Here is a 21,563-nt window from a genome sequence, read left to right as displayed (position 1 = left end):
GATGAAGGCCAATCTTCTGCTCGCCGCGGCGCTGCTTGCCAGCCCCTGTGTCCACGCCGCTGTCTCCGTTGTCGACGATGCGGGCCAGACCGTCACGCTGAACCAGCCCGCGCGGCGCATTGTCTCGCTGGCGCCGCATGTGACCGAGATGATCTACGCGGCGGGCGGCGGCGAGCGCATCGTCGGCACGGTGAGCTACAGCGACTATCCGCCGCAGGCGCGCGACATCCCGCGTGTGGGCGACAACAAGGCGCTGGATCTGGAACGCATTGCGGCACTGAAGCCCGACCTGATCGTCGTCTGGCGCCACGGCAACGCCCAGAAACAGACGGACCGGCTGCGCGCGCTGGGCATGCCGCTGTTCTACAGCGAGCCGCGCAAGCTCGAAGCGATTCCCGAGAATCTGGAAAAGCTTGGCGCGTTGATGGGCACGGAGACCGTGGCCAACCGGGCCGCCAGCGATTTCCGCCAGCAGGTGGAAACGCTGCGCAAGACCTACGCCAGCCGTCCGCCCGTGACGGTGTTCTACCAGGTCTGGCAGCAACCGCTGATGACGCTGAACGGGCAACACCTGGTCAGCGATCTGCTGACGCTGTGCGGCGGCCGCAACCTGTTCGCGAAAGAAGCACCGCTGGTGCCGACGGTGTCGGTGGAAGCCGTGATCGCCGGCAATCCTGAAGCCATGCTGACCGCCGGCATGGGCGCCACGCGCCCGGACAAGCCATTGGCCGATTTTTCGATGTGGGAAAAATGGAAGCAGGTCACCGCCGTGGCGCGCAACAACCTGTTCATCATCGACGGCGACCTCGTCAACCGCGCCGGACCGCGCGTGGTGCAAGGCGCGACCGAGATCTGCAAGGATCTGGAGATCGCGCGATCGCGGCGCAAGAACTAGTCCGCCACGCGATTCCACCAGCTCATCCGCGCCGGTCCGTCGCCCAGCCGGAACCTGCACGTCGCGCCAAACTCCAGTGACCACTGCAGCGTCTGCGCCAGCGTCAGCCCCAGCCAGTGCGCGGCCAGCATGCGCATTGGCCCTGCGTGCGTGACGACCCATAGCCGTTCATCAGCGTTGACGTCGAGCGCATCGGCCCACTCGCCGACACGCGCCATGACCTGCGCCGGACTCTCGCCGCCATGCGGCCGTGCCCCCATCAGGTCGGCCGCCCAGAGGTCCAGCGCATCGCGCGGAATCGCATCCCAGCGCTGCCCCTCCCATGCACCGAAGTCCATCTCGCGCAGGCGTGGTTCCACTTCGCAAGCGGGTGGATCGGGCATGCACGCCCGTAGCCGTGCCGCGGTGTCCCGTGCGCGCTGCGCCGGACTGATCACGATTCGGTGCGGCAGCGGCAGCGCCGCTGCGATTTGCGCAGGCACCGGCGTCACGGGTTGAGCCAGCGCCAGATCGAGACTGCCATAGCAGACGCCCGCTGCCACCTCGGGCTTGGCGTGGCGGATCAGTACCACTTCCATGCGGCCGCCACGAGGTAGATCGACAGTTCCGCAAGCTGCTGCGCCATGCCCAGGCAGTCGCCGGTATAGCCGCCGATACGGCGGACGAAGTAGGCGCCCAGCGCGGCACGCACGCCTGCCAGCACCAGGACCACGATCACCGCGAACAGCGGCGAGATCCACAGCAGCGGCAGGACGCCACATGCCAGCGCAAACAGCAGGCTCTTTGTTTCCAGCCGCTGCGCCACGGGCTTGGCCTTGCCTTCGGCGCGTACATAGTCATGCGTGGCCAGGAACGTGATGGCCATCGCGCGGCTGGCGCCATGCGCGGCGATCAGTATCGCAAGCAGCATCTCGGCACCGCCGCGATCTTCCACCGATACCAGCAACTGCCATTTCAGCAGCAGCGCCACGACGATCGCGATGGCACCGAATGCGCCGACGCGCGAATCGTGCATGATCGCCAGCACGTCTTCGGGCCGATAGCCGCCGCCAAACGCATCCACGCAGTCCGCCAGCCCGTCTTCGTGGAACGCGCCCGTCAGCATCAGGGTGGCCGCCATGCCCAGCACGATGGACACCGACAGCGACCAGAACTGCCAGGCCAGCCCGGTCACCACGGCGCCAGCCAGGCCCACCAGCAGGCCCACCAGCGGAAAGTAGCGCGCAGCGGCATTCAGATAGTGCGGCGCGAATCCCACCCAGTTCGCCAGCCGCTGCGGCATGGGCACGCGCGTGAAATAGCCCACGGCGGTCAGGAAGAAACGAAGTTCGTCAGCCACGCTGCCCATGCCCGATGCTATGCCGATGTGTTGCTGACGCCCGCACCGCTGAACGTCGCCATTTCACGCAGGAAGGCGGCGGCGGATGCCACCAGCGGCCACGCCAGCGCGGCGCCGGTGCCCTCGCCCAGGCGCAGGTCCAGCGCCAGCAGCGGCTCGGCCTTGAACTCGGCCAGCAACGCACGGTGGCCCTGCTCGTGCGAGCAATGCGAGAACACGCAGTACTGCAACACGTTCGGATCGATGCGCGCGGCAACCAGCAGCGCCGCGGATGCAATGAAACCATCGACCAGGATCACCATACGGCTGGCCGCTGCCGCCAGATAGGCACCGGTCATGGCCGCGATCTCGAAACCGCCGAACGTGGCCAGCACGTCGAGCGGAGCCGTCACGTCGGGATGCCTAGCCAGCGCCCGCGCCAGAATCTCGCGCTTGCGGGCCACGCCGGCGTCATCCAGGCCGGTGCCGCGCCCGGTGCAGGCTTCCAGCGGCAAACCGGTCAGCCGGCTCATCACACACGCGGCCGCCGACGTATTGGCGATGCCCATTTCGCCAAAGCCGATCACGTTGGTGCCCTGCTGCGCGTGCCGCAGCACCCGGGCAATACCCGCATTGATCGCCGCCCCTGCCTCTTGCGGCGTCATGGCTGGCTGTTCGACAAAATTGCGCGTGCCATTGGCCACACGGCAATTCACCAGGGCCGGCGATGCGGGCAACGGCGCGCGCACGCCCACGTCGACCACTTCAAGCGCCAGCCCATGCAGCCGCGTGAACACGTTGATGGCTGCCCCGCCGTTGAGGAAGTTCAGCACCATCTGCGCGGTCACTTCGGCCGGAAACGCGCTGACGCCCGCGTCGGCCACGCCGTGGTCGCCCGCAAACACGATGATGGCCGGGCGGTTGAGATCGGGCACGGGTTCACCCCGGATGAGGCCGATCTGCATGGCCAGCGACTCCAGCCGGCCCAGCGAACCGGGTGGCTTGGTCTTGTCATCGATGGCGGCCTGCAGCACCGCGCGCAGCGATTCGTCGAGCGGCGCGACCGGCGGCAGGGTCAGGGCAAATTCGGAAATATGGGTCATGAGTCTTCTGCGAATTCCTACATCTCTACACCACGCTGGGCCTTGATGCCCTGTTGGAACGCGTGTTTAACCGGCGTCATGTCGGTGACCGTGTCGGCCGCCTCCACCAGCGCGGGCGGCGCGCCGCGTCCGGTGATGACCACATGCTGCATCGCGGGGCGCGCACGCAGATCCGCGATCACGGTGTCGACATCAAGATAGTGCAGTTTCAGCGCGATGTTCAGCTCGTCGAGCAGGACCAGGCCAATCGACGGATCGCGCAGCATGCGGCGCGCCACTTCCCACGCGGCTTCGGCCTTGGCCACGTCGCGCGAGCGGTCCTGGGTTTCCCAGGTATAGCCCTCGCCCATCACGTGGAATTCGCATTGATCGGGAAAGCGCTGCAGGAACATTTCCTCGCCGCTGGGGATGGCGCCCTTGATGAACTGAACCACGCCCGTGCGCATGCCATGCCCCATCGATCGCACCACCATGCCAAAGCCCGAGCTGGACTTGCCCTTGCCATTGCCCGTGGTGATCACGATCACGCCGCGTTCGGTCTGCGCGGCCGCGATCTTCGCATCGACGACTTCCTTCTTGCGCGCCATGCGCGCCTTGTGGCGTTCGTCGCGCCCATCGTCGGGATTATCTGTGTGTTCAACGTTGCTCATGGGGATTTCCGTCCGGGATCAGCGCGGTATGCGTGCCGTCGCTGATGCTGATAATCGGCGTGCGCAGCGCTCGCGAGCACTGCGCGGGAGTCAATACCTCGTGCGCCGGACCATGCAGCGCGTGGCCGTCTTCGGCCATCAGCAGCGCATGGCTGGCATAGCGGCGCGCGAGGGTCAGGTCATGCAGGATCACCACCGCGGCGTGGCGTCCCGCACCGGTCAGGCGGCGCAGCACGTCGAGCACCATGATCTGGTGTCGCATGTCCAGGTGCGAGACCGGTTCGTCCAGCATCAGCAGCGGCGCCTGCTGCGCCAGCACGGCGGCCAGCGATACGCGCTGGCGTTCGCCGCCGGATAGCGTCAGGACGTCGCGTGCGGCAAGTCCATCGAGGTCAAGTTCGGCCATCACATCGCGCACGATGCGATCGTCGTCGCGCTGCCCCCAGCCCCAGCCGCTCATATGCGGATGACGGCCGATGCGCACGGCATCCTCGACCATCATCGAGAACGTGTCATGCACGGCCTGTGGCAGATAGGCACGCTGCCGGGCCAGCGTAGCCGGGGCAATTTGTCCGATGGCCGTGCCGCCGACCTCGACCATGCCGCCATCGGACGCGCGCAGGCCGGTCAGCACGCCCATCAGCGTCGACTTGCCCACGCCGTTCGGTCCGACGATGCACCAGAGCTGACCGGCCTCGATCGACAGCGACAGCCCGTCGAGCAACACGCGACGGCCCGCTTGCAGCCGGACATCGCGCAAGGCGAGCAGCGGACACGTGGCCAGCGGTTCGAACCAGGCGCTCATCGCGGCCTCCGCAGCAGCAGGTAAAGAAAGGTCGGCACGCCGAGCAAGGCCGTGATGACACCCACCGGCAATTGCGCCGGGGCGATCACCGTTCGCGCGATCAGGTCCGCCGCCATCAGCAGCGTTCCGCCCAGCAGCACCGCCGCCGGCAGCAACTGGCGCTGATCGTTGCCCCACGCCAGCCGCACCATATGCGGCACCACCAGGCCGACGAAACCGATCGAACCGGCTGTGGTGATCGCGGCGGCAATCGAAAACGAGGCAATCAGGAAAGTGGCCAGCCGCACGCGGCCCACGCGCACGCCCAGCGATTGCGCCACGGTCTCGCCAAGCAGCATCACGTTCAGCGAGCGTGCCATCGGCATCGCCAGCAGCAGCGCCGCGATCAGCGTCGCCAGTGCCCAGCCATAGCTGGCCGTGCCACCAAGGTCTCCGGTGAGCCAGAACAGCATGCCGCGCAGGCGCGACTCCGGGGCGATGGCAAGGATCAACATGATCAGCGCGCCCCAACCCGCGGCCAGGATCACACCCGTGAGCAGCAGTCGCGCGCCGGCTTCGTGATGCCCGCCCTGGACCTGCGGATGCAGCAGATCGCGCCGCGCCAGCGTGGCCACCAGCAGCATCGAACAGAGCGCGCCACCGGCCGCGCCGGTCTGCACCATCCACACCGGCAGCGACATCAGCATCGCCAGAAGCGCGCCCGTGGACGCGCCACCGGACACACCCAGCACGTACGGTTCGGCAAGCGGATTGCGCAGCAGCACCTGCATCAGCGCGCCCGACAAGGCCAGCAGTCCGCCGCATGCGAACGCCGCCGCCGCGCGCGGCAGGCGCAGTTCGCGCACGATGGCGCCGGCCGTGCCCGTATCCGCGCCGGTCAGCGCCTGCCAGAGCTGCGCGGCGTCCAGCGACACGCTGCCGGCGGCCAGCGACAGCGCGAACACGGCCACCCCGGCCAGAGCCAGGACAGTCCATACGGCCAGCGCGCGCCGCAGCTCAGTCATGGGTTATTTCTGCCTCCATCCCAACGTGATGAACCCGGCCCGACCCTGCGTGTTGTACGGGAAGGCGAGCATGTAGTTCTTATCGAACAAGTTTTCCACCCGGGCGGCCACGAACCATTGCTTGTCGATGTTGTAACGGGCGTTGAGGTTCAAGATACCGTATCCGCCCAGCGTGCGGCCACTGTTGTCCAGGCGCGACGACGAGATCAACCATTCCCCGCCGAAACGCCAGTTGCCGAAGTTGCGGCCGACATCGAACGACGCATGGCGCCGCGCACGGCGCAGCAGTTGCGTGTTGCTGGACTCATCGACGGGATTCTGGAAGGTCACGTTGGCGCCAAGATCGGTGCCCCAGACGGTGGCACGCCACGATGCCTCGATACCCTGCACCTTGGCCTTGTTCACGTTCTGCGCCAGAAACACGCCACTGCCCACCGCCGTGGATACGATCAGATCGTCATAGCGCGTTTCGAATGCCGTCACGCGCAGCAGGCCGGCACTGGCGGTATCGACCTGCACGCCCGCCTCGGCAGACTTGGCACGCTCGGGCTGCAGGTTCGGCTGGCCGAAGCCGGGGAAATAGAGTTCGTTGAACGTCGGCGCGCGGAAGGCGTTGCTGACGTTGGCGATCAGCTTGACCTGCTCGGTCACGTTGAAGCCGTAGCCGGCAAAGAAACTGCCCTGGTTGCCGAAATCGGAATAGTGGTCGTTGCGTCCGTTCAACTGCAACTGGTGCTGGCCGATGCGGCCTTCATAGCCGCCATAGACCGAGAACACATTGCGCGACGGGGCGTTGTACGAACTGGACGCCAGCGTCTGCTGCAGCCAGTCGGTGCCGAACAGCAGCTTGTGGTCGGGCGTCAGCGCGTATTCGTTCTGCCAGTTGAACTGGCGGTTGCGCGTGCTGAACAGGCTGTCGAACAGACCGTTCTTGCGGCCCTCGCTGCGGTCTTCGCTCTGCGAAATCTTGAAGTGCGTGGTCCAGGCCGATGTCACCTTGCCGTTGACGAACGCCGACAGCGTGTAGAGCTCGCTGTCCATCGTGAAATTGTCAGTCGGCTTGCCGCTGGTGCTGTCATACGACAGCTGGCTGTTCGAGTAGTACGCCGCAAAACCGGCGTCCCAGTCCTGCGTGAGCTTGTGCCGCACCTGGCCCGAAACACTCTTGTTCTCGTAGGGATTGTCGTTCGGGTTCGGACCATTGCCACGCCGGACCGCGGCGGCGTTCGCGGCGGCCCACTGGTTATAGTTGATCGACGAAAAGCCATCGGTCTTGAACATCGAGCCGGTGATATTGAACGACGTATCGCCGATCTGGCCGCCGTAGCCCACCGTGCCCTGGCGTGTGTTGTTACTGCCGTACTCGACCTGCGCATTGGCCGCCGGGGCCTGCCCCACGCCGTTCTTGGTGAAGATCTGCACCACGCCGCCAATCGCATCCGAACCGTACAACGCCGACACGTTGCCGCGCACCACCTCGATATGGTCGATCTGATCGGGCAGGATGTTGGCAATCTGTGCCGTGCCGCCGCTCACACCGGCAACGCGCACGCCATCGATCAGGATCAGCACCTGGTTCGAGTTGGCGCCGCGCATGAACAGCGACGTGTTGGCCCCCATGCCGCCGTTGACGGCGAACTCGACCCCGGCCTGGCCGCGCAGCAGCGAGCGCAGATCCGGCGCCTGGGAATTGACGATGTCCTCCTGAGTCACCACGGTAGTGTGCGGCAGCGCCTCGGTCACGCGTTGCGCGGTGCGCGATGCGGTAACCACCACTGGCGCCAGCGACTGTGGCTGGGACGCGTCTTCGGCCGGCGCCGATTGCGCGAAGGCCGGAGCATGGGATGCGGAAAATACGGTGACGGCCGCCATGATGGCGGGCGCGGATAGCCGAACCGGCGGCCTTGCCGCGACAGTCGACCTGGATAGCGTGGAACGCATGAGCAGGATGGATGAGAACGGCCGGGTCCGTTCCCCCGCGGACCATATGGCGAATTGGCGTGCCGCGTTGGAGCGGACGCCCGCGTTCTTCAGGCCGGTATCCGGGCTGACGACATCAGGCAGGCCGCCTTCCCGATCGGATCGCCAGATGACTGACGGATCCGGATCAGTGGCGCTGGGCCAGCCCTGCGAGCCACGCTTTCTCAAAGCATGTTCGCGGTCGCTTACCGTTGCGGGGGCAGCACAGGTTGGCCTGCTCCGCTTGTCTCCAGATTGGTCACTTCCAACTTCCAATATGGCAACGGCACCCCGGCTCCCTGTTTCCCGTTGAACTGCGGCCCCTGCGTAAGGGGGCCGCGAGCACCTGGAACGTGCGCGAGTGTAGGGAGTTTCAAAGTTGACGTCAATGCGACGCATCAAGTTGCCGATATCCGTGGTTGACACGCGAAATCGCGCCGTTCACCGCAGATCGGTGCAACTTCCGTGCGACACACAAGTCTCACCGGGCGCGTTGGCGGTAGCCCCGGCGCGTGCATCGGCTAGAATCCCGAAACCTGACCCTTACTCCTACCGGACACGACAGGCACTATGCTCAACGAACTCGAACAACTGGCCGCCAAGATTGGACGCGTGCTGCATCACGCGGACACCCTGGCGGCGGAAAACCAGCGGCTGCGCGCGGAGATCGACCGCCTGCAGGCCGAGGCGGGCCAGTTGCGCGCGGACCGCGAAGCTATGGCGGCCGACCGCGAGCTGCTCAATATCAAGATCGAGGAAGCCCAGTTGCGCATCCAGTCCATCCTGGACAAGCTGCCCACGGCCAGCGATGCGCGTCAGCTCGACCTGCTTGGCGAAGGTGCGCGCGCCACGTCGGAAGGTTCGCAGCAAGCCCCCGGAGAACATGCATGAGCAACAAGCAAGTGGAAGTGAACATCGCCGGCCAGCCCTATCGCTTTGCGATCTCGCCGGATAACGAGGCCGCGCTGCTGGAGGCAGTGGCACTGGTCGACGACAAGATGAACAAGCTCAAGGGCAGCGTGGCGGCCAAGGGCGTGGAGCGCGTGGCCGTGATGGCGGCCATCAGCATTGCCTCCGATCTGCTGGCGATCCGCCGCAAACAGGAAGAGGATGGCACGATTCCCGTGGACGCTGTCCGAGCGCGTATCCGCGAACTCAACGAGCGCGCCGACGAGGCCTTGCGCCAGTACGCGCACGTGGGTACACGCTGAACCGTAAAAAAGACCCTGCTGGCGGCACTTGAATTGCGCGGCGATGGCCACATATCACGTGCATGTGAAGCCGGTGCCGCGCACAGGCCAGCATTGTGAGGGGTGTTGTGGAAAATGTAACGACGCGACACGTCCGGCTTGGTATGACTCACGTCGCGGTGTATAGTGGAGCCACTGCGCGGCGCGAGCGACCGACGCAGTTGGATGGTCGGGTTATCGTGCCTGGCCGCCGTTTCCATCCCATCCTAGTTTGAAACGGCAAACGTCTGACATCCCAAGCGTGTTGCACGCACAGGAGCCAAAGTCAGACGTTTGACAGTTTCCCTGCCTGGTTCGTGAGGGTCATAAACTCCTTGAACCGATATGCATTGCATGGTGCGGGATCATGTCGTATGGGCGAGCGCGTTACCGCATTCATAGTCTGGGCCAAGCTTGGACTCCCTGAGTGGGCGATGTACCCGAAATACGACTTCCGCAGCCACTCTGAACCTCACTTGGGTTCAGGATGCCGACCCAGCGGCCGAGGCGGGGACCCCCTTCAAGTGATGAAGAGGCGGTGGTTTCAATGAACCACCGCCTTTTTCATTTCAACTCCTGACCTGTCATCGATTCATGCCTGAACAGCGCGCGCGCCAGTACTGGCTGATGAAGTCCGAGCCGGACGAAGCCAGCATCGACGATCTTGCCCGTGAGGGCACGCTGCCCTGGACCGGCGTGCGCAACTATCAGGCCCGCAATTTCATGCGCGATCAGATGCGCATTGGCGATGGCGTGCTGTTCTACCACTCGTCGTGCCCCGAGCCGGGCATTGCAGGTCTCGCCGAGGTCAGCTCGCAGCCCTACCCCGACCCCACGCAGTTCGACCCCAAGAGCGACTACTACGACAAGGCTTCGAAGCAGGACGAGCCGCGCTGGTCGCTGGTGGACGTGCGCTTCATCAAAAAAAGCGCGTTGGTCCCGTTGCCTGCGCTGCGCGAGCACGATGCCCTGGCCGACATGGTGGTGCTGCGTCGTGGCAACCGGCTGTCGATCACGCCGGTCACGCCGGCCGAATGGCGCTACATCACCGAAAAGCTGATGAAATAGTTTCTGCCATCGCAGACCAGCTTTAACCCCGATCAAGCCGCTCGCCCGTTAGATCCTTCATGCAGGCCCGCATGGAACGAAATGTGCGGCCTGGCATCTGATAGCCATCACTTTGATCGGAGAACAATATGAAGAAACTGTTGGCCGCCTCGCTGCTTGGCACCGTCGCTACCGTTGCCGCTGCCCAGACCGTCACCATGCCGCAGCCCTCGGGCGTGCTGTCGTTGTCGGCACAGGCCGTGACCGAAGTGGCAACCGATGTCGTGCAACTGACGCTGGCAGCCGAGCAGGAAGGTCCCGAGCCGTCGGCCATTTCCAATGCACTGTCGTCACGCACGCAGGCGGCGCTGGCCCAGGCCAAGCGCGTATCGGGCGTGGAAGCACAGTCGGGCGGCTTCACGATTCATCCGAACACGGACCGCAACGGCAAGATCAGCACGTGGCGCGGTCGCTCGGAAATCATCCTCAAGTCAAAGGACTTCGCGGCAGTGTCGAAGCTGGCCGGCGAACTGGCCAACCAGATGCAGGTGCAGCACATCTCGTTCTCGCTGTCGCGTGAAGCGCACGAGGCAGCCGAGCAGAAGCTGGCCAGCCAGGCCGTGGCCGCGTTCCGCGACAAGGCGCAAGCCAGCACGAAACTGTTTGGCTACAGCAGCTATACGATCCGTGAAGTTTCGCTCAATGAATCGGGCGGCGTGATGCCGCCGATGCCGCGCATGTATGCGGCCAAAGCGATGTCGGCCGATGCCGGCGCGCCGATTCCGGTGGAAGGCGGCAAGACCCAGGTGACCGTGTCGGTCAATGGGTCGGTGCAAATGACGAAGTAATTCCTGGTTTGCTCCCATCCCCCGGGTACGGGGGACCGGAGCAGATCAGGCGAACACCGCGATCACAGTCCTGCAAACTGCTGACGCAGCACGTTCTTCTGCACCTTGCCCATCGTATTGCGCGGCAGTTCGTCCACCACATGCACGCGCTTGGGCACCTTGAAGTTGGCGATGCGGCCCTTGAGCGTGCCGATCATTCCAGCTTCATCGATATCCGCGCCGGGCTTGCGCACCACCACGGCGACCACGGCCTCGCCGAAATCGGCATGGGGCACGCCGATCACGGCCGATTCCACCACACCGGGCATCTCGTCGATAAAGCTCTCGATCTCCTTCGGGTAGACGTTGTAGCCGCCCGAAATGATCAGGTCCTTGCTGCGGCCCACGATAGTCAGGTAATCGTCCGGCACCTTACGCTCGCCGGCCTGGCTGACGATGGCGCCACCGAAACGGCCCACGTCACCGGTCTTGAACCAGCCATCGGCGGTGAATTCCTCAGCCGTCTTCTCGGGCATGCGCCAGTAGCCCTTGAACACGTTCGGACCCTTGACCTCGACGTTGCCGATCACGCCCGGCTCGCAGGCATTGCCTTCGGCATTCATCACGCGTACCGATACGCCCGGCAGCGGCATGCCCACGGTGCCGCCGATGCGGTCGCCCAGCGCCGCGTCGTACGGGTTCGACACCAGCATCACGGTCTCGCTCATGCCGTAGCGTTCCAGAATCGTATGGCCGGTGCGCTCGCGGAAGGCGTCGAACGTCTCCAGCAGCAGCGGCGCCGAGCCCGATACGAACAGACGCATGTTCTTGCAGAGGTCCTTGTCGAAGCGCGGCTCCTGCACCATGCGCACGTAGTACGTCGGCACGCCCATCATCACCGTGCAACGCGGGATGAATTTCAGGATCTGGCCCATATCCAGCTTCGGCGCCCAGATCATCTTGGCACCGGCCAGCAACGCGCCATGCGATGCCACGAACAGACCATGCACGTGGAAGATCGGCAGCATGTGCAGCAGTACATCGTCGCTGCGCCAGCCCCAGTATTCATGCAGTGTGAGCGCGTTCGACGCAAGGTTGCGATGGGTCAGCATCGCGCCCTTGCTGCGGCCCGTGGTGCCCGATGTGTAGAGAATGGCAGCCAGGTCGTCATCGGCGCGCTGCACGGTCTCGAACGTGTCCGGCTGCACGGCCGCGCGTTGCAGCAGCGACCCCGAGCGGTTCTCATCAAGCGTGAATACGTGCGCCGTGTTGTGCGCGAAGGCCACCTTCGACACCCAGCCGAAATTGCCGCTGCTGCAGACCACCACCGACGGCTCCGCATTGCCGATGAAATAGTCGATCTCGGCTTCCTGATACGCGGTGTTCAACGGCAGGTACACATAGCCCGCACGCAGCGTGGCCAGGTACAGGAACAGCGCCTCCGGGGATTTCTCGACCTGCACGGCCACCCGTGCGCCGGCCGGCAGCTTCAGCGCGGTCAGCAGATTGGCGATCTTGGCCGTGGCGCGGTCCAGGTCGTCCCACGTGTAGTACAGGCCGTCATGCGTCTCGATGCAGCAGGCGCTGCGATCTTCGGGAAAACGGGATTCGAACAGGGCGAACAGATTGGCGTTCATGGTACGGAGCGAAAGGGAATGGCATGCCCAGGGGGTGGCAGGCGAAAGGCCCGGGCAGCCGGCCATGATAGCTGGCCGGCCGACATATTACTCCCCGGTGAAATCCGGAGGCCGGTGCGCCAGGAATGCGGCCACGCCCTCGGCATGGTCGCGGCTGCCGGCATAGGCGAAGTGTGCGTCCAGCTCCGCCGCGGTCAGCGGCGCGGGCGCCGGCGACAGGCGGCGGATGGTCGCCTTATTGATGCGCGCGGCCAGCGGCGCACCCGCGCAAAGGCGCTGAACCGTCGCGGCCACCTCGTCATGCAGGGCGGCCTCGGGCACCACGCGCGTCAGCAGGCCCTTGCCGACGGCCTCGGCGGCGTCGAACACGCGGCCTTCGAGCAGGATTTCCAGTGTGACGGCGCGGCCAGTCAGGGCCAGCAGGCCCTGAAGCTCGCCGGGCGCCATCGGAAAACCAAGCCGGTTGATCGGCACGCCAAAACGGCTGCCGGCCGCGGCGATGCGCAGGTCACAGTTGCACGCGATTTCGAGGCCACCACCCACGCACACGCCCTCGATTGCCGCCAGAGTGGGCAGCGGGCATTCGGCAATGGCCTGCAGCGCGGGCGCGATGATTCCGGTGTGGTAGCGGCGGACCGCGGCTTCATCGCCACGCACCTCGGGAAACTCGGCGATGTCGGCCCCGGCGGCAAAATTGCCGTCGGCGCCGCGCACCACCACGCAACGCAGCGCCCGCGATGCTGAATCGGTCGCCGCCGCCACATCGGCGGACAGTGCGGCAAAGCCCGTGGCCAGTGCCTGCCACATGGACGTCGAGATGGCGTTGAGCTTGCCCGGATGCGACAGCGTGACCGTCACCACCTGCCCGGCGCGTGCGAACGTGACCGTGCCGCCCATCAGTCGATCTTCGCGCCAGAGCGCTGCACCACCTCGGCCCAGCGCTTGATCTCGGTGCGCTGGAACTGCGCGAACTGTTCCTGCGTGAACTGCGGAATCTCCGAGCCGTTCTGCAGCCAGATGGCCTTCATCTCGGGACTGTTCAGTGCCTTGGTGGTCTCGGCATAGAGCTTGTCGACGATGTCCTTCGGCGTGCCCTTGGGCGCCCACAGTGCGTACCAGGTCGATACTTCATAGTTCGGAACGCCTGCCTCGGCCGCGGTCGGCACGTTCGGGAATGCCGCCGAGCGCGTCTTCGATGCCACGGCCAGCGCCTTGATGCGACCCGCGCGAATATGTTGCGCCGATGAACCGAGGCCATCGAACATCAGGTCCACCTGGCCGGCGATCAGGTCCGACAGCGCCGGGCCGGCACCCTTGTACGGCACGTGCGCGAGGTCGGTCTGGGTCTGCAGCTTGAACAGTTCACCCGCCAGATGGTGTGCCGATCCATTGCCGGCCGATGCGTAATTGAGCTTGCCCGGATTCGCCTTGGCATAGGCGATCAGTTCCTTGAGCGTGTTGGCCTGCACCTTCGACGGATTGACGACGATGACCTGCGGCGGCTGCGCGATCACTGTGATGGGTACGAAGTCCTTCTCGATGTCGTAGTCGAGCTTCTTGTAGAACGACGGCGCGATGGCATGGTGCGCGCCGCCGATGAAGATCGTGTAACCATCGGGGGCGGCCTTGGCGGCCAGGCTGGCGCCCACGGTACCGCCGGCGCCGCCACGGTTATCGATCACGAACTGCTTGCCAAGCTGCTTGGAAAGCTGCGCCGTCAACGGGCGCGCGAAGGCGTCGGTACCGCCGCCGGCCGGGAACGGCACGATCACGGTCACGGGCTTGCTGGGCCACGGATCGGCCGCCTGTGCGGCAGGCGCATAAAGGCCGACCCCGGCACCGGCGACTAGGCCGGCTATTGCAAAGACGCGCGCGAACGCGGTCAGGCTACGCTGACGACTCATGTACTGTCTCCTCTCTCTACTCAATGCGTGGAAAGTCAATCGAAGTACTGCCTACTGCAAACCCACCCGACAAAAATTGCCCGGCGTCCGCGCCCGACCCAAGGGCTACAGCAGCTTTGCCACCGCACGGCTGATGCGGGGATTGCCGTCGCCAAGACGAGCCAGATTTTCATCTAGCGCGTCGGGCACGTAAAGATAATTCACCATCACCCCGCACGACTGTGCGCGGCCTTTTCGCGACAGATCGGCGCCCCAGTTCACGCGCTCGACACATGCCCCGTTACCAAGGTGGAAGCGCGCAACCGGATCGGCAGGCACACCCTTGGCACCCTCGCGTACCAGGTAATGCGCCACCAGCGTCAGCACGGTATCTTGGATCACCGGGTCCTGCGCATCGGCCGGCAAGGCGCCGAACCACGCTGCCCCGTCGGCGGGGGCATCGCCATGCCGCTCACGCCAGCGGGACAACCGCTTGTCACCCAGGATGCGTGCAACCGATTCGCCATCCTGCTTGCGCAGCCAGTCGGCAAAGCCCGGAATCGGCGACAGCGTGGCGAACTGCTTGAGCTTGGGGAATTCGCGCTGCAGTTCCTCGATCACGCGCTTGAGCAGGAAGTTGCCGAAGCTCACGCCGCGCAGGCCCGCCTGGGTATTCGAGATCGAATAGAAGATGGCCCATTTCACGCGGCGCAAGTCTTCCAGGGGCGCGGCTTCGTCGAGTAGCGCCTGCACATTGGCGGCCATCTCGGGCACGAACGCCACTTCCACGAAAATCAGCGGCTCGCGCGGAATGCGCGGATGAAAGAACGCATAGCACCGGCGGTCGGAATCGAGCCGGTTACGCAGATCGTTCCACGACGAAATTTCGTGCACGGCCTCGTACCGGATCAACTTCTCAAGCAGCGAGGCCGGCGAATCCCACGTAATCGGCTGCAATTCGAGCAGCCCCACATCGAACCAGTTCGAGAACAGCGCTTCCAGGTCTTCGTCGAGATCGCGCAGGCCGGCGATACGCTTTTGCCAGCGCAGCATGTCCGCCCGCAGCTGGATCAGGAAATGCAGGCCGCAGGCACTGTCGCCCCGCTGGCCGTGCTGCGCGGCAAAGCGCTTGAAGAAGCGGATGCGCGCATTCGACAGCGCCTGGGACAGACCCGATGCACCGCCAGCCGTGCTGCCTGGCACATCGCGCCCGGCCGCCACTTCGGCCAGCACGCCGAGCATGGCCTGGCGCAGTGGCTCCGGCGCGGCCTGGTATTCGTCCTGCCAGGCCAGCGCAGCCGCGTTGGCGGCGCCATCGGTCAGCCGTGCGTCGAAGCACTGGCGCAGTTGCTCGCGCTGACGCTTGATCGCGCGCGTCGACAGCGTCTGCTCCGCCGCATCCGGCGCGGCGGGCTTGCGGGCGTCATCGCCCTTGCGGCCCCACCACCGGCCAAAACGCGAGAACAGTGAGTCGCTGACTGGCTCGCCGGCTTCCAGCGGCGCACTGACTTTCTGTTGGTCTGCGGGATCGAGGGCAGTCATGTTCGTGTCCTGCGGAGTCGGTTGGCGATGGGGTCTGTCAGTTTGTAACGGTGACGGGGAAATCAGCGTTCAGGCTTGTCCGGCCAGGCGCAGATGACTGGACGCCGCCGCGCTCCCCGCTTCGTCGTCGTGCTCGGCCGCGTCGAGCATGCGCAAGGCGCCTCGCTGTCGCAGCACGTGGGTCTTCATCAGCGCCTCGGCCCCCTCCGAATCGTGGGCCTTCAGGGCAGAAAACACCGACAGGTGTTCGGCACACGACTCTTGAATTCGGCCCGGCAGCTTCAGGCTTTTGTGGCGCGACAGCCGCAGCACCTTGCGCAGATCGCTGACCACACCGGAAAGCCAGCGATTGCCGGCCAGCTGCTGGATCGCCTCGTGAATCTGGTAGTTCGTTTCGTAGTACGCGTCGATGTCACCGGCCTGGGCGTAGCGCGACAGATCGGCGTGCAGGCCCTCCAGCGCGTCCAGGTCCGCCTGCGTGGCGTTACGCGCGGCCTCGTACGCGCAGCGGCCTTCCAGCAGTGCCATCAGCGGAAAGATCTCGTCCAGGTCCTGCTCGGTCAGCGCGTTGACGAAGCAGCCCCGCCGCGGCTCCAGCCGCACCAGCCCCTCGGCCGCCAGCACCTTGAGCGCCTCGCGCATTGGCGTGCGCGACGTGCCCAGCGACGCGGCCAGCGCCACCTCGTCGATCCATGCGCCAGGCTGCAGCGTGCGATCGTCGATCATCCTTCGCAGTCGATCGGCCACCTCCAGATACAGCGCCTGCCTGACGATACGCATCGTGCCTCCTGCCTGCCGCAGTTTTAACGGGGGAATCGCATGCCAGAAATGGCACCTTCGGAGAGTCGATTAAGCCGCAATAATTCATAATTACGGGAAGTGCGCCCAATCGCAAGCGGTTTTTATGCTGCATTGCCGCAGGTGTGCGCGCGGCGTTGCAGCAGAGCGTCGCTCTGAGGGAAATCCATGAGACGGTGTGAAGGCGGGCGAGTGGAAATCCGGGGAATAAAAATAGGTGCGGCGGGCAACCCTCCTGCCTCCCTGCAGAAAGATTGCCCGCGCGTGAAATAACCGCTGTAGGTCTTGTCATAGGCGTCGGGCATGATGTGCCGGACGCTTGCGGGTCAGATTCACTTAACTGGCGCTGGCCCCGCGCCTGCCCCGTTCAAGCACTCTTCAGTGCGGATTTTCCCGTGCCTTTTCCCGTTCGGCTTTTTGTCGTTGGCACGGCATCGGCGCATCGTTGTGCGCACCCTCCCGGTGATGCCATGTTGGGTGGGTCTCTGCCCGCCCCGACCGATCTTGTAACAGCCTTAATAGCGAGGACCGTGCCATCGCACTTAAGTCGTTGATTTTATTGAGGCGGACGAAGCGCAACTTGTGACACGTGAGCGGTGATGTAACAGAATGTTTCTCCCTCGTTACGACCTCGGTTACCCTCGCTTTTGTATCGCAGGCGATCCCCAGCGGGATTTGTGACCGGTGTGATACCCGGCAATGCGAGAATGTGTTGGCCAGCGCACGAAAGCCGCGTGCCAACTGGTTGCAAAACTGAAACAGCGCCGGGCCACCGATCGAGCCACGAAAAGGCGCCCCGTAACAACTGGAGAGGTCGTTCGATGAACTGGGAAGATCAAGCCGGGTTGCAGGACAACCCTGTCACGCGGGACAGCGATGTGCCGCGTCATCTGAAATTCGTCTTTACGGGATCGGGGTCCGAGTATTTCCGGATCTGGATCGTCAACACGCTGCTGACCATCGTGACGCTGGGCATCTATTCCGCCTGGGCCAAAGTTCGCACGCTGCAGTATTTCTATCGCAGCACCCAGCTCGATAACGCTACGTTCGATTATCACGGCAATCCGATGGCAATCCTCAAGGGACGTGTCATCGTCTTTGTGCTGATTGCGGTGTACCAGGCAACCTCGCATTTTTCGCCGGCACTGAGCCTGTTGCTGGCGCTTGCGCTGGCCGTCGTGTTTCCGTTCCTGCTGGTGCGCTCGCTGCGCTTCCGTATGGCCAACTCCAGCTATCGCGGCCTGCGCTTCGCATTTACCGGAAGCGACCGTGGTGGCTACAAGGTCTTCCTGCTGTGGCCCGTGCTGGCCTTGCTGTCGCTCTATCTGCTGGCGCCGATGGCTCACCAGCGCTTCAAGCGCTATCAGCACGACAACACCCGCTTTGGCACGGCGCCGTTCGGCTTCCACGCCACGGCCGGCGCGTTCTACCGCGTCTATCTGCTGACGGCCGGCGTGGTGCTGCTGTTCCTGATTGCGGGCGGCGTGATCGGCGGCGCGCTTGCCACGACGGCCAATGGCACGAAGGCCGGCACGTTCCTCGTTGTCATCCTGATGGTGCTGGGCATGTACGCCGGCTTTCTGCTGGTTGGCCCGTACTTCCAGGCCAAGATGCAGAATGCCGTGTGGAACCACACGACCCTGGCGCCGCACAGCTTCCGTAGCGACGTCAAGGCCGGCACGCTGCTCCTGATCACCGTCACCAACCTGATTCTCACGGCATTGACGATGGGATTGTTCTATCCGTTCGCGCGCGTGCGCTCCGTGCGTTACCGCGTGGAATCGATGACGATGGTAGCCGTGGGCCAGCTCGACGCATTCGTGGCCGGCCAGCAGCAACAGGTAGACGCGCTCGGCGACGCCGCGGTCGACTGGTACGACATCGATATTGCCCTGTAGGCGGAGGACTGGATTGTCATGGTCGCTGCGCAATACTTCGATGGCCGCTCGTCGCGAGCGCATCCGGTGGTGCTACTGGTGCACGACGCTCAGGCCGTGTTGCACGATCCGGACGGAGAGGAACTGCGCCGCGCGCCGCTGGCATCGCTGCGCGTGTCGGAGCGCATCCGCCGTGGCCCGCGCCTGGTGACGTTCGACGACGGCGCGTACTGCGAGATCACGGACCACGACACGTTCGACGCGATGCTGGCCGCCACCGGATATCAGGAAGGCTGGGTATCGCGCGCGCAGAACAGCTGGCGGCTGGTCGGGTTGTCGATGCTTGGGCTCGCGCTGTTCGTGGTGATGTCCTACTTCTACCTGCTGCCGTGGACCGCGGCACTGGTTGCACGCACGATACCGGCATCGCTCGAAGCGCGGCTGGGGCGTGCCACGCTCGACAGTCTGGACAAGGGCCTGGTCAAGCCAAGCACGTTGGCCGCGGCGGATCAGCAACGCATCCGCGACAACTTCGCCGCGCTGCGCCGGCCCGCCGATTCCGGCCATGACTACCAGATCCTGTTCCGCCGCGGCGGCAGCCTGGGCGCCAATGCGCTGGCCCTGCCCGGCGGCACCATCGTCGTCACGGACGAACTCGTAAAGCTGCTCGGCACCGGCACACCCATGATGGGCGTACTGGCGCACGAGGCGGGCCACGTCACGCAGCGGCATGGGCTGCAGCAGGTGTTCCAGGCCTCGGCCGTGGGTGCGCTGATGGCCTACTTCCTCGGAGATGTCTCGTCGCTGCTGGCAACGGTGCCCACGGCGATGCTGGCGATGCGCTATTCGCGCGATCACGAGCGTGAGGCCGATGCATTTGCGGTGGAGGTGCTGCGGGATAACCGGCTGCCGCCAGCGGCGCTGGCCGACGCACTACAGCAGCTGGAGGACGCCCACGGCGCGCGCCGCAAGCGGTCCGACCGGGACGAAGACGAGGAAGGATTCTTCTCGACGCATCCGCTCACCAGAGAGCGGATCGACGCGATTCGCAACGCTCGGTAGCGAGTGACTGCTCCGATTGCTCCCACCCCGTTTCACCGGGGATGGGAGACCTGCCGGGATGCCTTACCGCGCCGCGCCCGCGGCCGCGCCGTTGGCCTGGCGGCGATAGGACCACACCAGTATCAGCACGCCAACCAGGATCATCGGCAGGCTTAGCCATTGGCCCATCGACAACTTGAGCGCCAGCAGCCCCAGGAAGTTGTCAGGCTCGCGCGCGAATTCGGCCAGGAAGCGGAATGCGCCGTAACCGATCAGGAACACGCCCGACACCGCGCCCATTGGCCTCGGCTTGCGTGAGAACAGCCACAGGATGATGAACAGCGCCACACCTTCGCCAGCAAACTGGTACAGCTGCGACGGATGACGCGGAATGTTGTCGCCAGCCTGCGGGAAGATCATCCCCCACGGCAGGTCGGTCGGACGCCCCCACAGCTCGCCATTGATGAAGTTGCCGATGCGGCCAGCGGCCAGGCCGCACGGAATCATTGGCGCGATGAAATCGGTCACTTCCATCCAATGGCGCCGGCGCACCTTGGCAAACACCCACATCGCCACCAGCACGCCCAGGAAACCACCGTGGAAGGCCATGCCGCCTTCCCATACCTTGAAGATTTCCAGCGGATGCGTCAGGTAGTAGCTCGGCTTGTAGAACAGCACATAGCCCAGCCGGCCGCCAAGGATCACGCCCAGCACGCCGTAGAACAGCATGTCGTCGAGGTCGCGTGTCACCCAGCCGCGCGCCGCGATATGGGGCTGCTTGATGCGGAGCCGGCCAAACCACAGGAACATGATGAAGCCGGCCAGGTACATCAGTCCGTACCAGCGGATGGCCAGCGGTCCCAGGTGGATGGCAACCGGATCGAATTGCGGATGAACGAGCATGGTGAAAGCGGGAGAGTAGCGGTAAGTTGAGTGCGCGGCCTGCTGCGCTATGTATTTATGTCACGATCGTGCGTCAGCCCGATGGCGCCGGCCAAACCAGTGGCGATATCGATGAACGAACGCAGCACCGGCGCCACGCCGGCGGCGCCTTCACGCCAGGCCAGGCCGGTCTCGATTTCCGGGCCGGCATCGCGCAATGTCAGGTACGACACGCCGGTCCGCCGCAGGTTGCACAGCGACGCGGGCACCAGCGCCACGCCCATGCCCGCGGAGACCAGGCTCACGATCGTCTGCATCTGGATGGCCTCCTGCGCAATCACCGGCGTCAAGCCGTCGCGCGCATAGTAGCCCGTAATGATGTCATAAAACGCTGGCGCACTTCGGCGCGGGAAGATGATCAACGGTTCGCGCGCGGCGTCGCGTAGCGATACCTCCGCGGGCGCGGCCACGCTGCCGGGCGGGCGCCAGCCATCCGGCACGGCCAGCACCAGCGGCTCGCGCACCAATGGCAGATATGACAGCCCGTGCGGCATCACGGCCAGTTGCGGGCGAATGACCAGCCCGGCGTCGATGGCACCATCGGCCAGCGCCTCCAGCTGGACGTCGCTGGTGGCCTCGCGCAATTGCAACTGGACGTCCGGATGCCGCGCGCGGAAATGCCGCAGCAGCTCGGGCAGGATGCCGTAGTCGGCTGTGCTGACGAAGGCCAGCGCCAGGGACCCGACCTCGCCGCGCGCCAGCCGCTGCGCCAACCCGGGCAACGCTGCCGCATCGGCCAGCACACGGCGCACTTCCGGCAGCCACTGCTGGCCCGCGGGCGTCAGCATCACCGAACGGCGCGTGCGCACGAACAGCTGCACGCCGATCTCCTCTTCCAGCGCCTGGATCTGCTGCGACAGCGGCGGCTGGGTCATGGCGAGGCGGCGTGCGGCACGTCCGAAATGTAGTTCCTCGGCCACGGTAACGAAGTAGCGCAACTGGCGCAGGTCCAAACGCGATGCCCTCCGGTGTTTGATATGTTTTTCGACTCAATAACGGTCGAATA

Annotated in this window: 21 protein-coding genes, 1 other RNA gene and 1 riboswitch; of the genes, 8 read left to right on the top strand and 14 right to left on the bottom strand. The window is 65.0% G+C overall.

Annotation, left to right across the window (positions count from 1 at the left end):
• Position 1 precedes the first annotated feature (1 nt).
• On the top strand, positions 2 to 895 hold the full coding sequence (locus AC3FLX_RS03630) for a cobalamin-binding protein (RefSeq protein WP_488693960.1): 894 nt from the start codon (positions 2 to 4) through the stop codon (positions 893 to 895).
• Here the strand turns inward: AC3FLX_RS03630 and cobC are convergent.
• Genes cobC through AC3FLX_RS03595 form a run of 7 tightly spaced genes read right to left on the bottom strand, consistent with a single transcriptional unit; the run spans position 892 to position 7,716 of the window.
• Positions 892 to 1,473 (bottom strand): alpha-ribazole phosphatase family protein, encoded by a 582-nt coding sequence (cobC, locus tag AC3FLX_RS03625; protein ID WP_488693958.1) that lies wholly within the window; start codon positions 1,471 to 1,473, stop codon positions 892 to 894. The genes AC3FLX_RS03630 and cobC overlap by 4 nt on opposite strands.
• On the bottom strand, positions 1,458 to 2,243 hold the full coding sequence (locus AC3FLX_RS03620) for an adenosylcobinamide-GDP ribazoletransferase (protein WP_488693956.1): 786 nt from the start codon (positions 2,241 to 2,243) through the stop codon (positions 1,458 to 1,460). Before AC3FLX_RS03620 ends, cobC begins: the two co-directional genes overlap by 16 nt.
• An 8-nt stretch (positions 2,244 to 2,251) precedes the next feature.
• On the bottom strand, positions 2,252 to 3,316 hold the full coding sequence (gene cobT / locus AC3FLX_RS03615; protein ID WP_488693955.1) for a nicotinate-nucleotide--dimethylbenzimidazole phosphoribosyltransferase: 1,065 nt from the start codon (positions 3,314 to 3,316) through the stop codon (positions 2,252 to 2,254).
• A gap of 17 nt (positions 3,317 to 3,333) precedes the next feature.
• The gene (gene cobO / locus AC3FLX_RS03610; protein ID WP_488693953.1) at positions 3,334 to 3,966 is read right to left on the bottom strand and encodes a cob(I)yrinic acid a,c-diamide adenosyltransferase; all 633 of its coding nucleotides are present in this window, start codon (positions 3,964 to 3,966) and stop codon (positions 3,334 to 3,336) included.
• Positions 3,953 to 4,771 (bottom strand): ABC transporter ATP-binding protein, encoded by an 819-nt coding sequence (locus AC3FLX_RS03605; RefSeq protein WP_488693951.1) that lies wholly within the window; start codon positions 4,769 to 4,771, stop codon positions 3,953 to 3,955. The genes cobO and AC3FLX_RS03605 overlap by 14 nt, the downstream gene beginning before the upstream one ends.
• Positions 4,768 to 5,775, bottom strand: a complete 1,008-nt coding sequence (locus tag AC3FLX_RS03600) for a FecCD family ABC transporter permease (RefSeq protein ID WP_488693949.1) — start codon at positions 5,773 to 5,775, stop codon at positions 4,768 to 4,770. Before AC3FLX_RS03600 ends, AC3FLX_RS03605 begins: the two co-directional genes overlap by 4 nt.
• Positions 5,776 to 5,778: 3 nt before the next feature.
• Complete coding sequence (locus AC3FLX_RS03595) at positions 5,779 to 7,716, bottom strand: TonB-dependent receptor plug domain-containing protein (RefSeq protein ID WP_488693947.1); 1,938 nt, start codon at positions 7,714 to 7,716, stop codon at positions 5,779 to 5,781.
• 75 nt (positions 7,717 to 7,791) lie between these two features.
• A riboswitch (cobalamin riboswitch) is annotated at positions 7,792 to 8,099 on the bottom strand.
• A gap of 205 nt (positions 8,100 to 8,304) precedes the next feature.
• On the opposite strand from AC3FLX_RS03595, the gene AC3FLX_RS03590 reads away from it, so the two are divergent.
• The 5 genes from AC3FLX_RS03590 (at position 8,305) to AC3FLX_RS03570 (ending at position 10,858) form a co-directional block, all read left to right on the top strand.
• Positions 8,305 to 8,625, top strand: coding sequence for a hypothetical protein (locus AC3FLX_RS03590; protein ID WP_488693946.1), 321 nt, complete (start codon positions 8,305 to 8,307; stop codon positions 8,623 to 8,625).
• Positions 8,622 to 8,945, top strand: coding sequence for a cell division protein ZapA (locus AC3FLX_RS03585; protein ID WP_488693944.1), 324 nt, complete (start codon positions 8,622 to 8,624; stop codon positions 8,943 to 8,945). Before AC3FLX_RS03590 ends, AC3FLX_RS03585 begins: the two co-directional genes overlap by 4 nt.
• Before the next feature lie 318 nt (positions 8,946 to 9,263).
• Positions 9,264 to 9,481, top strand: a non-coding RNA gene (gene ssrS, locus AC3FLX_RS03580) — 6S RNA.
• 76 nt (positions 9,482 to 9,557) lie between these two features.
• Positions 9,558 to 10,031: an EVE domain-containing protein gene (locus AC3FLX_RS03575; RefSeq protein ID WP_488693942.1), complete on the top strand. Its 474-nt coding sequence runs from the start codon at positions 9,558 to 9,560 to the stop codon at positions 10,029 to 10,031.
• A gap of 128 nt (positions 10,032 to 10,159) precedes the next feature.
• Positions 10,160 to 10,858, top strand: coding sequence for an SIMPL domain-containing protein (locus AC3FLX_RS03570; RefSeq protein WP_488693941.1), 699 nt, complete (start codon positions 10,160 to 10,162; stop codon positions 10,856 to 10,858).
• 62 nt (positions 10,859 to 10,920) lie between these two features.
• On the opposite strand, the gene AC3FLX_RS03565 is transcribed toward AC3FLX_RS03570, so the two are convergent.
• From AC3FLX_RS03565 to AC3FLX_RS03545, 5 genes are all read right to left on the bottom strand, one after another.
• Positions 10,921 to 12,474, bottom strand: a complete 1,554-nt coding sequence (locus AC3FLX_RS03565) for a malonate--CoA ligase (protein WP_488693940.1) — start codon at positions 12,472 to 12,474, stop codon at positions 10,921 to 10,923.
• Positions 12,475 to 12,561: 87 nt separating this feature from the next.
• A complete protein-coding gene (locus tag AC3FLX_RS03560) occupies positions 12,562 to 13,371 on the bottom strand; it encodes an enoyl-CoA hydratase/isomerase family protein (RefSeq protein ID WP_488693938.1) in 810 nt (269 codons plus the stop codon).
• A complete protein-coding gene (locus AC3FLX_RS03555; protein ID WP_488693937.1) occupies positions 13,371 to 14,378 on the bottom strand; it encodes a Bug family tripartite tricarboxylate transporter substrate binding protein in 1,008 nt (335 codons plus the stop codon). The genes AC3FLX_RS03560 and AC3FLX_RS03555 overlap by 1 nt, the downstream gene beginning before the upstream one ends.
• 105 nt (positions 14,379 to 14,483) lie before the next feature.
• Entirely contained in the window at positions 14,484 to 15,899 is a 1,416-nt protein-coding gene (locus AC3FLX_RS03550; protein WP_488693935.1) for a malonyl-CoA decarboxylase domain-containing protein, read from the bottom strand.
• 69 nt (positions 15,900 to 15,968) lie between these two features.
• On the bottom strand, positions 15,969 to 16,679 hold the full coding sequence (locus AC3FLX_RS03545) for a GntR family transcriptional regulator (RefSeq protein WP_488693934.1): 711 nt from the start codon (positions 16,677 to 16,679) through the stop codon (positions 15,969 to 15,971).
• 839 nt (positions 16,680 to 17,518) lie between these two features.
• On the opposite strand from AC3FLX_RS03545, the gene AC3FLX_RS03540 reads away from it, so the two are divergent.
• Both AC3FLX_RS03540 and AC3FLX_RS03535 read left to right on the top strand, forming a co-directional pair.
• Complete coding sequence (locus AC3FLX_RS03540) at positions 17,519 to 18,595, top strand: YjgN family protein (RefSeq protein ID WP_488693932.1); 1,077 nt, start codon at positions 17,519 to 17,521, stop codon at positions 18,593 to 18,595.
• 18 nt (positions 18,596 to 18,613) lie between these two features.
• A complete protein-coding gene (locus AC3FLX_RS03535; RefSeq protein WP_488693930.1) occupies positions 18,614 to 19,636 on the top strand; it encodes a M48 family metallopeptidase in 1,023 nt (340 codons plus the stop codon).
• A 63-nt stretch (positions 19,637 to 19,699) separates the two neighbouring features.
• Here AC3FLX_RS03535 and lgt read toward each other — a convergent pair whose 3' ends face one another.
• Positions 19,700 to 20,518 (bottom strand): prolipoprotein diacylglyceryl transferase, encoded by an 819-nt coding sequence (gene lgt, locus AC3FLX_RS03530; protein ID WP_488693928.1) that lies wholly within the window; start codon positions 20,516 to 20,518, stop codon positions 19,700 to 19,702.
• A 47-nt stretch (positions 20,519 to 20,565) separates the two neighbouring features.
• Positions 20,566 to 21,510, bottom strand: coding sequence for a LysR family transcriptional regulator (locus AC3FLX_RS03525; RefSeq protein WP_488693926.1), 945 nt, complete (start codon positions 21,508 to 21,510; stop codon positions 20,566 to 20,568).
• Positions 21,511 to 21,563: the final 53 nt, after the last annotated feature.

It is taken from the genome of Cupriavidus sp. 291-E7 (assembly GCF_057798835.1).
This window is presented reverse-complemented; position numbering and strand designations above follow the sequence as displayed.

Excerpts from the sequence above, each read along its gene's own strand:
- AC3FLX_RS03595 (WP_488693947.1), bottom strand. The coding sequence starts at position 7,716 with ATGCGTTCCACGCTATCCAGGTCGACTGTCGCGGCAAGGCCGCCGGTT.
- AC3FLX_RS03535 (WP_488693930.1), top strand. The coding sequence starts at position 18,614 with ATGGTCGCTGCGCAATACTTCGATGGCCGCTCGTCGCGAGCGCATCCG.
- AC3FLX_RS03620 (WP_488693956.1), bottom strand. The coding sequence starts at position 2,243 with ATGGGCAGCGTGGCTGACGAACTTCGTTTCTTCCTGACCGCCGTGGGC.
- AC3FLX_RS03560 (WP_488693938.1), bottom strand. The coding sequence starts at position 13,371 with ATGGGCGGCACGGTCACGTTCGCACGCGCCGGGCAGGTGGTGACGGTC.
- AC3FLX_RS03550 (WP_488693935.1), bottom strand. The coding sequence starts at position 15,899 with ATGACTGCCCTCGATCCCGCAGACCAACAGAAAGTCAGTGCGCCGCTG.
- cobC (WP_488693958.1), bottom strand. The coding sequence starts at position 1,473 with ATGGAAGTGGTACTGATCCGCCACGCCAAGCCCGAGGTGGCAGCGGGC.
- cobT (WP_488693955.1), bottom strand. The coding sequence starts at position 3,316 with ATGACCCATATTTCCGAATTTGCCCTGACCCTGCCGCCGGTCGCGCCG.
- AC3FLX_RS03575 (WP_488693942.1), top strand. The coding sequence starts at position 9,558 with ATGCCTGAACAGCGCGCGCGCCAGTACTGGCTGATGAAGTCCGAGCCG.
- AC3FLX_RS03570 (WP_488693941.1), top strand. The coding sequence starts at position 10,160 with ATGAAGAAACTGTTGGCCGCCTCGCTGCTTGGCACCGTCGCTACCGTT.
- AC3FLX_RS03630 (WP_488693960.1), top strand. The coding sequence starts at position 2 with ATGAAGGCCAATCTTCTGCTCGCCGCGGCGCTGCTTGCCAGCCCCTGT.
- AC3FLX_RS03540 (WP_488693932.1), top strand. The coding sequence starts at position 17,519 with ATGAACTGGGAAGATCAAGCCGGGTTGCAGGACAACCCTGTCACGCGG.
- AC3FLX_RS03600 (WP_488693949.1), bottom strand. The coding sequence starts at position 5,775 with ATGACTGAGCTGCGGCGCGCGCTGGCCGTATGGACTGTCCTGGCTCTG.
- lgt (WP_488693928.1), bottom strand. The coding sequence starts at position 20,518 with ATGCTCGTTCATCCGCAATTCGATCCGGTTGCCATCCACCTGGGACCG.
- AC3FLX_RS03565 (WP_488693940.1), bottom strand. The coding sequence starts at position 12,474 with ATGAACGCCAATCTGTTCGCCCTGTTCGAATCCCGTTTTCCCGAAGAT.
- AC3FLX_RS03545 (WP_488693934.1), bottom strand. The coding sequence starts at position 16,679 with ATGCGTATCGTCAGGCAGGCGCTGTATCTGGAGGTGGCCGATCGACTG.
- cobO (WP_488693953.1), bottom strand. The coding sequence starts at position 3,966 with ATGAGCAACGTTGAACACACAGATAATCCCGACGATGGGCGCGACGAA.
- AC3FLX_RS03555 (WP_488693937.1), bottom strand. The coding sequence starts at position 14,378 with ATGAGTCGTCAGCGTAGCCTGACCGCGTTCGCGCGCGTCTTTGCAATA.
- AC3FLX_RS03605 (WP_488693951.1), bottom strand. The coding sequence starts at position 4,771 with ATGAGCGCCTGGTTCGAACCGCTGGCCACGTGTCCGCTGCTCGCCTTG.
- AC3FLX_RS03590 (WP_488693946.1), top strand. The coding sequence starts at position 8,305 with ATGCTCAACGAACTCGAACAACTGGCCGCCAAGATTGGACGCGTGCTG.
- AC3FLX_RS03585 (WP_488693944.1), top strand. The coding sequence starts at position 8,622 with ATGAGCAACAAGCAAGTGGAAGTGAACATCGCCGGCCAGCCCTATCGC.